The following is a 15828-nucleotide window of genomic DNA, read 5'->3' on the forward strand; positions in this document are numbered from 1 at the left end:
CGCTGCTGTATGAACGCAAAAAAAGCCCCTGCTCAACGGCAGGGGCTTATCTATGCTTATATTTAGTAATATCTATTCTTCGTCACAACTAGTGCAGTCCGAGGAAGACGCGTATAGCACTTCTACCTTCTCATGCTCATAATGCTCAATAATCTGGTCACAGTGCTGGCATACGATTGTTCCCATAATATTACCCTCCATTCGGTAGTTCATGATAATTAAAGATGCATATTCACCATTCACGACCACAATATGTTATGTCATTAATATAATATGTCATACTAATAACGTCAATAGGTTTTTACTAAAAAAATAAAAATTTCACATCTGAGAAAGTAATCGCATAAAAAAACCTCCAAAGATCAACCCTGGAGGTTTACATAGTTATCTACGCTTATAATTATCGTAAAAAGCACACCCTAATATTGCGTTAATGCATGGCTGGTATGCGGAAGCTGACCCTGTAAAAAAACAGACAACTCTTCTGCCTCTAGGTCACATTCAATAGCAAACTTTTCTTTGAGCACTTCAATGTTTTGCGCATCTTCAGCACAAAGCAGAGAAGAACGACCTGTCTGCATGCAAACGACCAGAGGCTTTCCAAAAAATTGATTTGTATAAACGAGACCAAAATCATAACGTGCGTTCTCAGAAGCAAAACCAACAAAATTTACTTTCGTTTTCTCTGATGTGTCATACAAGCGTTCAAACATAGTATAGAAACCCTCCTTTTCGATTTGCGTGAATTTACAGTTATTTTTCATTATATCATGGATTCGACCTCTGACAATTTTATTTTCACAATCAGGAAACAAGACGTATTTTTCCGATTCTATTCGTCTATAGGGGAACCCCCCTATTTTTGATGAAAAAATATATAAAAACCCTAGAAATAACAAGGCTCTTTAGGGTCAAAGGTCACAAATAATTCACTTCACTTCTGGAATTTCCTGTGCGACAATTTCAGTGTAACCACTTCCTTTATAGAGAATTCAGGAAGAGAAATCAAAGGGGTGTAATGTATGAGCAAGCGTACGCTATCACAAATTACAATTCTTATTTTATTCTTCATTGTTCCGCTGCTGGATATTTTTCGAATCGATTTGACTCATCTTCATTTTTACGTTTTAACCAAAAGCTTTTCTTTTAGTGACGGCTATATTCTCCTTCTTACCGTCCTGGTACTTGTATTCGTCTTCGTATCCATCTCACAGTGGTTCGGTCGCCAATTTTGCGGATGGATGTGTCCGCACAATACGTTTTCCGGCTATCTCACCAAGATCACCAATTCCAAAAGGCTGCGTGAAAATGCTGGCCTGCGCAATGCAATTGATATCGGTCTATCGCTTATTTTCGCTCCCATTATCGGCTTTAGCATGATCGCTTACTTCTATAACCCAAAGGATCTGCTGCAAGAAATCATCACGCTTAATACAACGTGGGCTTTCTGGGCTTATGTACTTACAAGCGCCTTCTTCTTCGTCATGATTAACCGATTGCGCCACAAATTCTGCCGCAGCTCCTGTCCGTATGGCATGCTGCAGATGATTTTATCAGACAAAAACTCACGCACCGGAGGCATCAAAAATATGTTCCGGGGTGCTGGACTTGTCCTCACGCTGCTGTTGACTGTTATGACATCACTTCTCGTATTTGCTATCTTCACAAGTACAGGCTTTGCGGTAAGCATTGGTAAGAACCTGCAGGGCGTACCGGCAGAGAATCGCATCATTTATACGTACAATCTTCAGGTGGAGAATTTAAAGAGTAAACCTGCTACATTCGCACTCACATATGAAAATGTTCCGCCAAGCTGGGATGTAATTCTGCCCCCTACGGTTCAAGCAGAGCCAAACTCGGTAGCGAATGAAAATCTGCTCTTCCGTATTGATGAAGGCAGTCTCGGAAAAAATACAAATATTAAAATTACGATTACAGGCGAAGACGGCAAAAAAATCGAGCGTGAAATTAGTATCTTTCCGGTTAAAAAATAACAGCAGAGGCAGCCTGGTCTGCCTCCTATCTTGCTATACGTCTTTATCTCTTTACCACTTTTATGTACAAAAGGAGAGCGGCCTAAAAAAGCCGCTCTCCTTTCTTGTGAGAAACAAAGAAAAGAAAGAGGACTCAGGAACACTGCAATCTAAAGAGGAAAAAAGCACTCTCTCTTTTCTGCATTACTTTGTTTTCTACTTTTTTCTACTGAATTATTTATATAGTAGCGATACGGTCCGATCTTTGCTCGCTTTCCCGCAGCCAATGTATTTTGTCAGGTCCGTGCAATTCTTCGGCCAAGAAATCTAAACATTCGAAAAAGAGCGCAGACACGTTGCGACCATAGCGCACTTCTAGGCTTTCTAAGGCCCGTGTAATGCGGAATACATCTGGTGCCTGTATTTTGCTCTCCTCTACAATTCGTCTGCCCGTATCGGTTAGATATACATTCACGACACGTCCATCCTTGTCACTTTTCTCGATCATGACAAGACCCTTCTCCATCATCTTCTTTACGTGAATAACGACCGACGACGGATGCCAGAACGTCCACTCAGCGATTTGTGTTACACGTACACCTTCATAACAATATACGATCCACAAAATATTCAACTGAACTGCCGAATCAAGCTCTAACTTGCGTGCAGCTGTCTCCCAATCATCTTTATTTACTACGGCAATCGCACGCAGTGTATTTAGGATTTCGTGTAATTCCTCTGGTTGACTATGATAATCCATAATTTACCTCTCCTTCCCCCTCCATGCATAAATATTATTTTATCTACTATACAATAGTATATTTTTAATAGTATATTTTTCTAAAAATTTAGTCAACATAAGAATTATTAAAACAGCATGGAAATTCCTGTGGTTTAGCGGTTGCCAAAGCCTGGATGCGGTGCTAAACTCAGAGATAAGAGCGTTTACAACCCGGGGTAGGAGGGAGAAAAAGTGAGCAGAAGTGCCTACATAAAATTTGTTGAAGGGTCAACTACAAAACAAGTTTCCTTAGACGAAGTAAAGCAAAAATTCAATCGTTATACAGAAATGACAGCGAAGACCGGCCAGCAATTGGATTGGGATTATAAGCATTCAGCATTTCCATATACGATGGAAGAAAAGCCTGAAGGAAAAGGGCAATGGTTCTATCTGAAGGGAACTGATACGAAGCTATACCACTATATTCTTGTCGGAGTCGGCTCGCGCCAAAAGGAAAAGCAGACAACACAGCCTGATCCAGAAAATGAGGGGCAGACCCAAACGGTTACAACAACAGAGGATGAGAATTATATCCAGGTTACATTAGCACCTGATTCAACACATGGAGATAAAGGAAAAGCAAACGAATTCTGCAAATATCTCGCTAAAGAATATAAAGCGGAGCTTCATCTTTTTAACGGCCGTGTGATGCATTATAATCCGCGTAAGTAATAAGCAGCATACATAGCAAACGCCGCAAATATGCGGCGTTTTTATGCACAAAAAAAGAGCAGACAACTCTGCTCTTTCCTGCTTCTATCCCGCAAAGGGAAGAATGCGATCGGATCGTTTCAGCGAATAATACCGACCGTCTATCATGCGCACCCCTAACTCAACACAATACTGACGCGTATTCTCGATTCCATACAAAAGCCAGTTTGCAGCCTGAAAATTAATGTCAAAGTCAACATACGTATCAAGGCCGTCATTCTTAATCATCCGCTCTGTCACATCATAGAGCCGAATAACAAAGGGCAGTTCGGAAACCGGGATTGCAAACTGCTGCTCGATAGCCTCCTTGTGACGATTATCAATCTCCCAGGACGCTGTAAGCGACTGTGTATCATTCCATGCGACACGTATATTCGGTCCCTCAAGGTCATTCTTAGAGGTACGCCTCTTAGGCTTTGCTTTCATCCGCTGCTCTCGTTCCTTTCTTTAGTAAAATACCATGCAGTTCTTACCGACACATTGTAGTATACCTTAATTATAGCACCTTTCTGCATCAATATGAATAGTTGAGCATCAAAATTACTATCGTGCAGTAATGGCATTCTCCCCAACAATCTGATAGTCTCCGCTGCTTCCCAACTTCATGATGAGCTGAACCTTATACTCTCCTGCTTCTTTAAACTGCATTCCCTTTACATTATGCGTATATACAAAAGCGGTGCCACTCCGAATGGTTGAATAACTTTGTGGATAACTCACATATTCCTCAGAGCCAGAAGGATTGCGAATCACGATTTTGAATACGAGAGAATCTACTTTCGGAGCGCGGTCAATATCCATAAAGATATCGAACGAAACCTTGCTTCCTTTTTCTACTACCATGAATGGACTGATGATGTGATAATTTTGTTTCTGTGTCTCTTCAATCGAAGAAGCGATAACCATATTAACATTCGGTTTGGTCACGACCGTTTTACCTGTTTCTTCGTCCAACATGATGAAAGCGCCTAATTTCTCCGCTACAATACGCAGCGGGGCGAACACTGTACCGTCCATTGTAAATGGGGGTGGTTCGAGATTGCTGAGCGGGTTTCCATTAAGTTCGACAGATGCGACAGGATACTTTCCCTGGTATAGCTCATTAGATGCCATAGCTACCCCGGAAAGCAGCACGGATGTGAGCAGGATAAGTACTTTCCGCTTCATTCTATACCCCTTTTCCGATTCTTTGCCTATTATTTATACGCACTTACGAACCATTTGTTTTACTCCCTTCGGCTATTTTCTGTATCCTTCTCCTCATTATCGCTCTGTTTTCTTTTTCTGCTTCGCTGTATCGCCCATACAACCACTAGAAGAATGATCAGCAGAAGCACCGCTCCCCCAATGGCAAAGTATACATAGTAATCACGCCAATCGATTCGGTTCGCACCTTCGCTCATCGCTTTTTGTGACTTAGCAAGATATGTGGAGACACTGTAATGCTTATCATACAGACGCCTGACTTCTTCAAATTTTGGGATGGCTTTACTGTAATATCCTTCCCAGTAATAACCTAAGCCCTCCTGCCATAGAAGCGTGATCAATGTTGGCTGATTCACTTCCGCTCCCGCCTGCCGTACAAACTCCATTACCGTAGAGGACGGAATGACCCACCCTATTCCTTCATGGGAGGTAGCGGTTGCAATCCCAATCATCTTCCCACTCTCTGAGAGCACGGGTCCTCCGGAGTTACCCGGATTCAGATTCGCGTTCAACTGAATGACAGGTGCTCCGTTTTTCATTATTTTTTGGGAAACAGAAATCGTGCCGGTAGAATACGTAGCTTCTAACTGGCTCCTCTCATCGAGAAACCCGCCTAAATCCGCTTTACCGGGATATCCGGCAAACTGAATGGCAGAAGAAACTGCACTTCCGTCGCCATCCGTATCATCTACAGAGATCGTCGGCAAATCTTTTGCATTAATTTTGAGGATGGCTACATCCTTCCCCTCCCCAATCGGCTTGCCATACGACTTAATATCGAAAGCCTGCTCATCGCCCCCCGGAAGAATAACCGTGCTAACCCGCTCAAAACTCTCAAGCTTTACATACTGGTCAAAATACGTTTGAACGTGCTGGATATCCGCATCGGCTGTCGCAGGATTAATCTGCTTGAAGCGTGCATAGAGATCGGCAAGAAGAATATTATACATGGCCTCATACGCTTCCGTTTCCTCTTTGTGGATCGCTTCTACGACATGCGCATTCGTCACAATATACCCATTGGAGGAGATGACGGCCCCTGACCCAGTTCCTCCATCATATTCTGTTATCCTGCTTGTTCCTACGTACTGCGCTAATTCGCCTGTGATTGTAAAATCAGCCGCATTATAAGCTACAACACGTACAACAGCCGGCCTTGTATAGGCCTCCACCTTTTTATTTTGCTCAACCGGAGCTGGCGGCTGGCTGCAGGCAGCTACCAGCAAAAGCAGACATGTGCTTATAAAAAAAAGCACGAGACGCCTAAAAGATGCTCTCATAGTCATTCCCCCTTGGTCTTTTACTTTTTCTTTCTGTATATGCAGCCTAGGTTTATTCGGCTATTTTCTCTAGATAAAATTCCATAAAAAAAACAAACCCCGACGCTTCGGAGCTTGTTTTTATCATGGACTAGCCAACCTGTTCACTGTTCTGCTGCGTATTTAATTGACGATCTCTCTCTATCTCCTCTTCATCGCGCAGGCGATGCGCCATCCGACTTGATGCAGAAGCTGCAATGCTTGCCACCAGATCGTCAAGGAACGTATGAATCCCGTTTCCTCTTTTGGTGTCCAGACGTTTAATAATACCGATCTTTTGTTTATCTAAATGACCGAATGTTGTAACCGCAATACTGCCATAGCCAAACACCGATCCGAGTGCTAACGTCTCGTCACAGCCAAATAGACCTTCATCAGCTTCTATAATAGACTGCAGCGGTTCTTGAAGCATCTTCTTCTCAGCCAAAATATCAAGTTCAGTTCCAACAAGAAGCGCGTGCTGAATTTCCCTTTTCTCTAGAACAGCATGCACGCTCTCAATGCATGAAGACATTTTTAAACCTACATTATATGGAGCTTGCATGAGGTACACCACTTCCGCAATATCCTCAATGGTGACACCCCTTTCAGCAAGGCGCTGGAGTGCTGCGGTTTTTACCTCTCTGCTGTGTACTTGTCTCTTCATCTTAGTTATCCCCTTCCCAAACCGATAACACCACAAAAAAAGTCAGATATATCCCATCATACCACAATTGACCTGTATTCATGATATGTTTCTGTATCTTACGAACTATACAATAAATTCGGCTATAATTATGTATATGATGCAGGCAAGGTTGTTGATAACAAAAAAACCGGCCCCCTAGGGCCGGTCCTCACGCTCGTATTCTGGCTTATCCCCTGTATGAGCAAGCTTTTGCGGTGCATTCCAATCACTATCTGTTCCGCCCCCTACACGATTTAAAATAACGGCGATCAGATAGCTTGCTCCAAAAAGCAGGAGAAGTGATAACAAAGATAGAATAACGATATAAAAAATTGCCATGTTCTATTCCTCCTCTTATGCCGATTATTTATAAGGTTGACCGGCCGCGTCAAAAATATACGTATAGAGGACACCGTATGCACAGGCAAAAAACAGATGACATCATAGGAGTTGATTCCATGAGCAGCTATGCTGTAAAAAGAGCACAACAAGAAACTGAACGAGAACAAGCACTTGAAATTCGACGGCAGGTATTTATTAACGAACAAGAAGTTCCAGAGGAATTAGAGATAGATGAACACGACCTTCCACACACCCCAACCATTCATGTACTTGCAGTTGATCAGGGGGGAAACGCTTGCGGAGCAGGACGGCTGCGTGAATATGAAGCAGGAATAGGCAAAATCGAGCGGGTCGCCGTACTTTCTACCGTCCGAGGTGGAGGCGTGGGACGTATGCTGATGGAGAAGCTTGAGGCGGAAGCCAGGGAGAAGGGATTTCATACATTGAAGCTTCATGCACAGCTACAAGCCCAGCCCTTCTATGAGCGGCTTGGCTATACTCCACATGGTGCAACCTTCATGGATGCTGGAATTGAACATATTGCAATGATCAAGACTGTATAGATAAAAGGGGCTGTCTAAAAAGTCATATTTCAACCGAAGCCTTGATAAAAGGAAAAGCCAAGCATGCTGTTACATCCGCATGCTTGGCTTTTTTGTGTGCATTTTACGCTTACAGGGACTTTTTAGACAGCCCCTAGCTTCCTAAATGGCTGCTATCCCGAAGCCGGTGGACGACCTCCATCGTAGTCGCGCATGTACCCAGATCGGCATGGAACACATCACCATTCCGCATACCGTGAAAATCAGAGCCTGCTGTTTTGATTAATCCGTACTCATCCGCTAGCGTCCCGTACAACCTCACGTCTTCTTCGCTATTATCAGGATGGTATACTTCTATGCCCTGTAGACCATGCTTAACTAAATCTTTCACCATTTCAAGATCTCTATATAGACCGGGGTGTGCTAGCACAGCCACACCGCCTGCTTCCTTGATCATATCAATCGCCTGAGCGGGAGAGATACGCGGCGGATTAACATACGCTGCTCCTGTGGAGCCCAAGTACTTATCAAACGCTTCCTTCATGGAAGAGACGATACCTTTTTCCATGAGCACTTCTGCCATATGTGGTCGTCCTATATTTCCCGCCTTTTCCTTTTTGCGTTGTTCTACTTCTTTACATGTAATATCAATCCCAAGCTCATTGAGCTTAGCAATCATCATCTGGTTTCGCCTGCCGCGTACTTCACGCAATTCCTCCAAGCGTGCCAAAAAGGTGGCATCCTGCATATCCATATAGTAACCAAGCACATGTACGTCTTTACCTTCATGGACAGAGCTGATTTCTACACCGGGTACAATCTCAACGCCTTGATGTCTGCCTTCTTCGACCGCTTTGGCAAGAGCGGCTACTGTATCATGATCCGTAATTCCAAGGGCAGCCAACCCGTTTGCCTTTGCGCGTGCAATGGACTCCTCGACAGTAAATGTTCCGTCAGATGCTGTTGTATGCGAATGAAGATCTACTTTGCTCATCCCTGTCACCCCATTGATGTATATGTATAGATGAAAAGACGGCATGCAAAAGCATCCGTCTCTTACTCTTTTTTCCTATCCCATAATATTATATCCTGCATCCACATGAATAACTTCGCCCGTAATGCCTCGTGAAAGATGACTAAATAAAAACAACGCTGTATCTCCTACTTCACGCTGATCAATCATTCGTCCTAGCGGCGCTTTCTCCGGCACACTTTTTGTTAAATCGTTGAAATTACGGATTCCTTTGGCTGCCAACGTACGAATAGGACCTGCCGAAATCGCATTAACCCGGATGTTATCAGCACCTAGATCGGAAGCCAAATACCGTACGCTCATCTCAAGTGCAGCCTTAGCTACACCCATTACATTATAATTCGGAATGACCCGCTCACCGCCAAGGTATGTCAGCGTTACTATACTGCCGCCTTCCACCATCATCGCGCGCGCCGCTTCAGTTACAGCCACAAGGGAATAAGCACTAATATCGTGCGCTAAAGCGAAGCCATCGCGTGAAGTTGAGACAAAAGGTTTCTCTAAATCCTCTGTCTTGGCATAGGCGATACAATGTGCTACCCCATGCAACACACCCACTTCTTCTTTTAGCAAAGCAAATGCCCGTTTAATATCCTCATCACTGGTCACATCGCAAGGTACAAGTATAGTACGATCTTGGCCGAGCGAAGAAGCCAATTCCTCTACACCCGCTTTTAGCCGTTCTCCCTGATACGTAAAGATAAGGGTCGCGCCCGCTTCATGCAGAGATTGCGCAATGCCCCAAGCGATGCTTCGCTTGTTGGCTACGCCCATAACCAGAATGTTTTTACCTTTTAGCATATCCATCGTTATGTTTCCTCCTATTGGTAAGAAATTATAGATGCAGGATGCGCCTATGCAAAAACGGAGGCAATGCCCCCACTAGCTAGCTGATGAAATATCATGTAATAAGCATAATTTGGCACAAAACTTTATATACTGAACAATAACAGATATGAATCATGGCTTGTCCTGTTTTATCTACTGCAAGATGTGGTAAGCAAAAAATAGGAATGTAGAAAAATGTATAATTGCGTAACAATGAAGGAGGAGCAGGTCATGATGTCTATGTGCATAGAATACCGTGGTTCAGAGTACTCGAACCAGCTCGATATACTGCAGCAAGAGATTGCTCAACTACGCGAGAATATGTATAGACTAGCTAAGGAAAAAAACAGCTTTACCCACCCTAAAGTGGTAGAGATCAGCCAACAGCTTGATGCCAAGCTGAATTTGCACGACCGCTTCTTTCGCTCCCACTAAAAACATAAACTGTCATGCTATTGCATAAAAGGCAGAATCATGGATAGCACAAGAGAAATAATAATAATGACTGATACAAGCATATATGCTTTTCTCATACGCAAAAAACCACTCCTTCTTACTTTCCTAGACAACATTATAAAAATATCATGTTCTACCAGCAAATTCAACGCGGGAAGAGAGGACTCTAGATTCGTCTGACTCTTCCCGCTTTTTCGTTGTTTTATCCCCTCTACCTCATCATACAAACACAAACGCCCCTTATTCACCAGACTCCGATACATCTAAGGAATAAGAGACGTTCGACTTTTTTCTCTGCCTAACTCACATGATGCTCAATGCGCAGCTTGTCCGCCACCATGGCAATAAACTCCGAGTTTGTCGGCTTTGCCTTGCTATTGCTGACTGTATAGCCGAACAACTTACCAATTGAGTCCATATTTCCCCGACTCCAAGCCACTTCAATCGCATGGCGAATCGCCCGTTCTACACGGCTTGCTGTCGTATTGAACTTCTTAGCGATTTCCGGATAGAGAATCTTCGTAATAGATCCAAGCAATTCCATATCGTTATATACCATCGTAATGGCTTCACGTAAATATAAATATCCCTTGATATGAGCAGGAACACCAATTTCGTGAATGATATTCGTAATGTTCTGATCAAGATTCTTACCCTTTGGCGGTAGCGAAGGGGAACGTAAATTGTGCGATACAGACGGAGCAAGCCCAGCAACCTGTCGCAGACGATTGGCCAGCACTTCCATATCAAACGGCTTCAAAATATAATATGATGCACCCAATTCCACAGCCTTCTTCGTAATCTCCTCTTGTCCAAATGCCGTCAGCATAATAATCTTCGGCATAACCGGCAGCTTCATTCCTCGAATCTGCTCCAATACCGCGAGCCCATCAAGATGCGGCATCACAATATCGAGAATCAACACATCCGGCAGCGTATGGTTAAATAAATTCAACACATCATTACCGTTAAACGCAACGCCAACTACTTCAATATCATCCTGGTCATTCAGATACTCCTGAAGCAATTCTGTAAATTCGCGATTGTCATCCGCAAGAATAACTCGAATCGTTTTCAAAATGGTCTCGCCCCTTTTGTGCTACTGCATTTAATTATATTTTCACAATGTAAGAAAGTAAATGCTATTCATATACACCTATGTAACTTTATCTCTTATGTGTAATATTCAGTGCACATTGCATCTATGTTGTAACTTCGACGCCCCCTTTCTAACTCCTGCAAAATAGGCGGCAATACTTTTCGACCATTCTCTTGCCATTTCGACGAAATCACAGAAAAAACGCAGGGTTAGCTTACCCTGCGTTTTTCTTCCATCTTCTGATTGGTCAAGTCAATGCCAGCATCCTGCAGCATCCATTCAATGTATGTTCCGTATCCACTTGTCGGATCGTTAACGAATACATGAGTGACCGCTCCCACAAGTTTACCATCCTGGATAATCGGGCTTCCGCTCATTCCCTGGACAATTCCACCGGTTTTCTTTAATAATACCGGATCGGTTACTTTTAGAATCAGCCCTTTGGTGGCCGGGTACTTCTGCGGAACAACATTGACAATTTCAATTTTAAATTTCTCAACTTTTTGGTCCTCTACAACCGTATAAATCTCGGCTGGGCCTGGCTTTACCTGCTCGCCCAAAGCAATGGGAATTGGTTCTTTCGTAAATGCCTGCTCAGGCATTTGCTTCATATTACCGAAGATACCAAACGGTGTGTTCTTCTCAATCGTACCCAACTTCACACGCTCGTTGCGAAATGTTGCATACTTCTCACCAGGCGCACCGCTTTTGCCTGGTTCAATTGATGTAACACTCGATTGCACGACATGTCCTTCACCCACGGCAATTGCCTTGCCAGTATCCATATCAGAGATGACATGGCCAAGCGCTCCATATTTCCGGCTTTTTGGATCAAAGAACGTTAACGTACCTACGCCTGCAGCTGAATCACGAATATAAAGTCCCATTCGGTATTTCTTATCCTTATCATCAAGAGCAGGAGTAAGATCAACGGTAATGGTCTGTTTACCGCGCAGAATTTCAAGCTGTAGTGCCTTTCCCTTTTTCCCGGCTTCGTCTACAATTTTCCCTACTTCATCCATGCTGCGAACACGTACATTATTAATCGCGGTAATCATATCCCCAACTTTTACATTGGCGACTTCACCTGGAGAAAACTTTTTACCTTGGCTCTCAACCAGATGCTGACCTACGACAAGCACACCAACCGTATGCAGTTGTACGCCAATGGATTGTCCGCCCGGAATGACTTTAAGCTCCGGTAGCACCTCGACATCCACTGTTTTAATCGGAATGTTTCCAAGACGCATGGTCAGCTTTGCTCCACCGGGTTTTCCCGGCTGAATGGTAAGCGGCTTGCTTAGATCTACCTGCTCTGATACCTGTGAGCTTACGTGGGCAACGTCTGGATCGGTTGATGTAAGCGTAGCTGTTACCGGCATTGTCAGAGAAAGCTGGGTAAGCGAGCCTTGGAACATGCGGATTTTTTCAGGAAAAGACGCAAACTGTTGAAAAGGGGCTGAAGAGAAAGTGAGAAGAGCGAGTACAAGAATCATGCTGCCAAATAGTGTTTTCTTTTTGTTTCGGGTGTTCAACGGGTCATCACGCTCCTACACGTTCCCTACCTACACCTCCATATGTCTGTACTAATAATGTTGCCGTAGACAGGCTCAATTATAACCCGCAGACCGAAACAATCTCTTCCTGTTTATCCTTTCGCCCCACTCTTCAACTCTTCGGCTTGTTCAAGCATTTCACGCGCATTGTTCTTCGTTGTTTCTGTTACCTGAGCACCGCCTAACATGCGTGCCAACTCCACAACCCTCTCCTCATATGACAGCGGCTGTACCTTTGTTTGTGTTTCATCTTCATTCATATGCTTTTCGATGCGCAGATGCGTATCAGCCATACTGGCCACCTGCGGCAGATGTGTAATCGACAATACCTGTCGTTTTCTTGAGACACGCACAAGCTTCTCGGCAATCGCCTGCGCAGCACGCCCGCTTACACCTGTATCCACCTCATCAAAAATCATTGTGTCGATATTTTCCGCATCCGCAAGAATGGTTTTCATTGCTAGCATAATCCGTGACAGCTCGCCGCCGGATGCGATTTTACTGACGGAACGCAGCGGCTCACCAGGGTTAGGTGCGATCATAAATTCCACCGCATCAATCCCTTTGGCAGTTACACGAAGACGCGTCCCATTCACATCAAGACCACGTGCATCCTCCTGCTGGTTAACCGCAATTTCAAACCGCGCTCGTCCCATATGAAGCTCTTTAAGTTCCTGCTCAATGGATTGCGCCAGCACTGCGGCCACCTGCTTGCGTATTTTTGATAGCTCGATCGCATCCACCGCTAAATCAAGCGCCGCTTCTTTAAGCTTCTTTTGCAGCTCTTCAATGCGTGTCTCCCGGTTCTCCATACTGTCCAGTTCGTCTTCAATGGAAGCGGCATATTCAAGAATCTCATCAACGGATAGACCATATTTACGCTTTAACCGATTGATTTCATCAAGACGGCTTTCAATCTCCATCAACCTCTCCGGGTCGAACTCGATCGCATCACGATACGATCGCACCAACCGGGCTGCTTCTTCAAGCTGATAAAATGCGCTCTCCACCATTTGGTGTGTATCCTGCAGTTCCTCATCGTATTCAAGTACGGTTTCCAAATGGCTCACCGCATGACTCACCCAATCCACACCTCGCTGCTCACCGACCAAAGAGCGATATGCATCCTCAAGACTATGCACAAGCTTCTCGCCGCCGGAGAGTCTTTTTCTCTCTTTAATTAGTTCTTCATCCTCGAGAGGCTTTAGATTCGCTTCTACAATCTCCTGCAATTGAAAACGCAGCATATCCATTCTCTGCACCATTTCCCGTTCGTTGGTGGATATATATTCAAGTTCGGAAGCAAGCTGGCGATATGTTCCATACAGCTTGGAAAACTCCTGCAGTGCGGGGGTAATTTTGTCATCACCGAAAGAATCAAGCCATTCCATATGGCGATCTCCCTGCATTAACGATTGATGCTCGTGCTGTCCATGGATATTAATTAACCAAGGGGCCACTTCCCGCAGCATAGAAAGCGTAACCATCTGTCCATTGATCCGGCATATCGTCTTGCCTGTGCTTGCCAGTTCCCGTCGGATGATGATGGTGCTCTCTTCTGCTTCAATTCCTATTTCTTCAAGAGCCGAAAGTACAGGTGCACCGCTCTCGAATTCGAACAGCCCTTCAATCTCTGCCTTTTTGCATCCGTATCGGACATAATCTGAAGATCCGCGGCCGCCCAGGAGCAGACTAATCGCATCAATGAGAATCGACTTTCCCGCACCGGTTTCCCCCGTTAAAATTGTAAGGCCCCGTCCAAATGAAACGGAGACCTCCTTAATCACGGCAAAATTGCGAATCGTTAACTCAAGCAGCATAATAAATCCTCCCGTATCCGCCTATAACATGTCGATAAAACGCTGCGACATCTCGGTCGCATACTCCTGGCTGCGGCAAATAATTAGAATCGTATCATCCCCACAGATGGTACCTAAAATCTCCGACCACTCCAGATTATCAATCAATGCACCAATAGCGTTTGCATTTCCCGGCATCGTCTTCATAACCAGAAGATTGTTTGCTTGATCAATGCTCACGAAGCTATCGATCAGCGTCCGTTTCAGCTTATGCTGCGGATTGAAGCGCTGATCTGCAGGCAGCGAGTATTTATAGCGGCCATCATTCGTCGGGACTTTTACAAGATGAAGTTCTTTAATATCACGAGAGACAGTAGCCTGCGTCACATTAAATCCTGCAGCGCAAAGCAAATCAACCAGCTCATCCTGCGTCTCTACATCATTGCGGGCAATGATCTCCCGGATTTTGATATGTCGTTGACCTTTGTTCATATTTCTTCCTCCAGCCATGCTTTCGTTTTCTGTCATTTATTCGTCCTCACGCTGCAGCTTTTTGCGTACGACTTCAAAAAAGCTGCGCTTCTTCCATTTAATCAATGAAGTCATATATGGGGAGCGGCGCACAATGATTTCGTCGCCGACCTCAAGCCCGAATCCTAATTGACCATCAATTGTCAGACCTAATTCATTATGTGTAGCATCAACGATGACATGAATCTCCTCATCGGCTGGAAGCACAAGCGGACGTGCCGTTAGAGAGTGAGGAGCAACCGGTGTCAGCAATATGACGTTGATGTATGGCACAACGATTGGACCGCCTGCTGAGAGAGAATACGCAGTCGATCCGGTAGGAGTAGAAATAATCAAGCCATCGCCGTTATACATCCCTACATACAGATCATCCACATATACGTTGCATTTAATCATTCGGCCAAAGCTTCCTTTAGCAATGCCCACATCATTGAGTGCAATCGCTTCATGCACACACCGTCCATCACGCAGCACTTCCGTATGCAGCATCATTCTCTCTTCTACACAATACTCACCGCTTAAAATACGGTCGACCGCATGAGGTAAATCCTCGGGCTCTGACTCGGAGAGAAAACCAAGATTGCCCATATTAATACCAAGAATCGGAATGGGGTACGCGGCGAGCTCTCTCGCTAGCCCTATTAACGTCCCGTCTCCACCTAAAACAAAAATAATATCTACCTGCTCATGAAACTTCTCAAGCGGCAGCGCTAGATCCAGACGCCCGATATGGGACGCTACCACGTGGTCTATGTATACACCCGCCTGCTTCTCTTCTAATAAACGAACGAGTTCTTCCGCTACAAGCCACGCGTTCTTTTTCTGCTGATTTGCTACAATACCTATCGCCGTCACAACTAACACCTCGATTAGCTAGGGTGATATTGCCTGTTCCCTTATTATACATGCTTTCCCTTTGCCATGCATAAAAATACAAAAAAAGCAGGACATCCAATGGAGTTCCCGCTTATCTGTATCCATATAT

General features: G+C 44.5%; 19 protein-coding genes. 4 read left to right on the forward strand and 15 right to left on the reverse strand.

Annotated features, from left to right (window positions below):
* Nucleotides 1–72 precede the first annotated feature (72 nt).
* Together AB3351_RS10495 and AB3351_RS10500 are read right to left on the reverse strand one after the other, a co-directional pair.
* Nucleotides 73–186: a GapA-binding peptide SR1P gene (locus AB3351_RS10495; protein WP_371147086.1), complete on the reverse strand. Its 114-nt coding sequence runs from the start codon at nt 184–186 to the stop codon at nt 73–75.
* Between the two features lie 233 nt (nt 187–419).
* Nucleotides 420–713: a DUF3055 domain-containing protein gene (locus AB3351_RS10500; RefSeq protein WP_371147087.1), complete on the reverse strand. Its 294-nt coding sequence runs from the start codon at nt 711–713 to the stop codon at nt 420–422.
* Nucleotides 714–1022: 309 nt separating this feature from the next.
* On the opposite strand from AB3351_RS10500, the gene AB3351_RS10505 reads away from it, so the two are divergent.
* On the forward strand, nt 1023–1994 hold the full coding sequence (locus tag AB3351_RS10505; RefSeq protein ID WP_371147088.1) for a 4Fe-4S binding protein: 972 nt from the start codon (nt 1023–1025) through the stop codon (nt 1992–1994).
* A 217-nt stretch (nt 1995–2211) separates the two neighbouring features.
* Here the strand turns inward: AB3351_RS10505 and AB3351_RS10510 are convergent, their stop codons facing one another.
* A complete protein-coding gene (locus tag AB3351_RS10510) occupies nt 2212–2733 on the reverse strand; it encodes a MarR family winged helix-turn-helix transcriptional regulator (protein ID WP_371147089.1) in 522 nt (173 codons plus the stop codon).
* Between the two features lie 213 nt (nt 2734–2946).
* Here AB3351_RS10510 and AB3351_RS10515 point away from each other — a divergent pair, with 213 nt between their 5' ends.
* The gene (locus AB3351_RS10515) at nt 2947–3426 is read left to right on the forward strand and encodes a DUF1885 family protein (RefSeq protein WP_371147090.1); all 480 of its coding nucleotides are present in this window, start codon (nt 2947–2949) and stop codon (nt 3424–3426) included.
* Between the two features lie 84 nt (nt 3427–3510).
* Here the strand turns inward: AB3351_RS10515 and AB3351_RS10520 are convergent, their stop codons facing one another.
* From AB3351_RS10520 to AB3351_RS10540, 5 genes are all read right to left on the reverse strand, one after another.
* Entirely contained in the window at nt 3511–3891 is a 381-nt protein-coding gene (locus tag AB3351_RS10520; protein ID WP_371147091.1) for a DUF4912 domain-containing protein, read from the reverse strand.
* Between the two features lie 117 nt (nt 3892–4008).
* Nucleotides 4009–4632: a stalk domain-containing protein gene (locus AB3351_RS10525; RefSeq protein ID WP_371147092.1), complete on the reverse strand. Its 624-nt coding sequence runs from the start codon at nt 4630–4632 to the stop codon at nt 4009–4011.
* 59 nt (nt 4633–4691) lie between these two features.
* A complete protein-coding gene (locus AB3351_RS10530; RefSeq protein WP_371147093.1) occupies nt 4692–5951 on the reverse strand; it encodes a S1C family serine protease in 1260 nt (419 codons plus the stop codon).
* Nucleotides 5952–6081: 130 nt separating this feature from the next.
* Nucleotides 6082–6636, reverse strand: coding sequence for a phosphatidylglycerophosphatase A family protein (locus AB3351_RS10535; RefSeq protein WP_371147094.1), 555 nt, complete (start codon nt 6634–6636; stop codon nt 6082–6084).
* Nucleotides 6637–6813: 177 nt separating this feature from the next.
* The gene (locus tag AB3351_RS10540; RefSeq protein ID WP_371147095.1) at nt 6814–6996 is read right to left on the reverse strand and encodes a hypothetical protein; all 183 of its coding nucleotides are present in this window, start codon (nt 6994–6996) and stop codon (nt 6814–6816) included.
* Nucleotides 6997–7115: 119 nt separating this feature from the next.
* Between AB3351_RS10540 and AB3351_RS10545 the strand changes: the two genes are divergently transcribed.
* A complete protein-coding gene (locus tag AB3351_RS10545) occupies nt 7116–7562 on the forward strand; it encodes a GNAT family N-acetyltransferase (RefSeq protein WP_371147096.1) in 447 nt (148 codons plus the stop codon).
* A gap of 133 nt (nt 7563–7695) precedes the next feature.
* On the opposite strand, the gene AB3351_RS10550 is transcribed toward AB3351_RS10545, so the two are convergent.
* The gene (locus AB3351_RS10550) at nt 7696–8535 is read right to left on the reverse strand and encodes a PHP domain-containing protein (protein ID WP_371147097.1); all 840 of its coding nucleotides are present in this window, start codon (nt 8533–8535) and stop codon (nt 7696–7698) included.
* A 75-nt stretch (nt 8536–8610) separates the two neighbouring features.
* The gene (fabI, locus tag AB3351_RS10555) at nt 8611–9381 is read right to left on the reverse strand and encodes an enoyl-ACP reductase FabI (protein ID WP_371147098.1); all 771 of its coding nucleotides are present in this window, start codon (nt 9379–9381) and stop codon (nt 8611–8613) included.
* A 252-nt stretch (nt 9382–9633) separates the two neighbouring features.
* Between fabI and AB3351_RS10560 the strand changes: the two genes are divergently transcribed.
* A complete protein-coding gene (locus AB3351_RS10560) occupies nt 9634–9837 on the forward strand; it encodes a Spo0E family sporulation regulatory protein-aspartic acid phosphatase (protein WP_371147099.1) in 204 nt (67 codons plus the stop codon).
* A 319-nt stretch (nt 9838–10156) separates the two neighbouring features.
* On the opposite strand, the gene spo0A is transcribed toward AB3351_RS10560, so the two are convergent.
* The 5 genes from spo0A to AB3351_RS10585 form a co-directional block, all read right to left on the reverse strand.
* The gene (gene spo0A, locus AB3351_RS10565) at nt 10157–10936 is read right to left on the reverse strand and encodes a sporulation transcription factor Spo0A (protein WP_371147100.1); all 780 of its coding nucleotides are present in this window, start codon (nt 10934–10936) and stop codon (nt 10157–10159) included.
* A 230-nt stretch (nt 10937–11166) separates the two neighbouring features.
* The gene (gene spoIVB / locus AB3351_RS10570; RefSeq protein WP_371147101.1) at nt 11167–12492 is read right to left on the reverse strand and encodes a SpoIVB peptidase; all 1326 of its coding nucleotides are present in this window, start codon (nt 12490–12492) and stop codon (nt 11167–11169) included.
* Nucleotides 12493–12605: 113 nt separating this feature from the next.
* Nucleotides 12606–14333 (reverse strand): DNA repair protein RecN, encoded by a 1728-nt coding sequence (gene recN, locus AB3351_RS10575; protein ID WP_371147102.1) that lies wholly within the window; start codon nt 14331–14333, stop codon nt 12606–12608.
* 21 nt (nt 14334–14354) lie between these two features.
* Nucleotides 14355–14804 carry a transcriptional regulator AhrC/ArgR gene (gene ahrC, locus AB3351_RS10580; RefSeq protein WP_371147103.1) on the reverse strand — a complete coding sequence of 150 codons (450 nt, stop codon included), beginning with the start codon at nt 14802–14804 and terminating at the stop codon, nt 14355–14357.
* Nucleotides 14805–14840: 36 nt separating this feature from the next.
* Nucleotides 14841–15698, reverse strand: a complete 858-nt coding sequence (locus tag AB3351_RS10585) for an NAD(+)/NADH kinase (RefSeq protein WP_371147104.1) — start codon at nt 15696–15698, stop codon at nt 14841–14843.
* Nucleotides 15699–15828: the final 130 nt, after the last annotated feature.

This window comes from Aneurinibacillus sp. REN35 (assembly GCF_041379945.2).
Lineage (GTDB): Bacteria > Bacillota > Bacilli > Aneurinibacillales > Aneurinibacillaceae > Aneurinibacillus.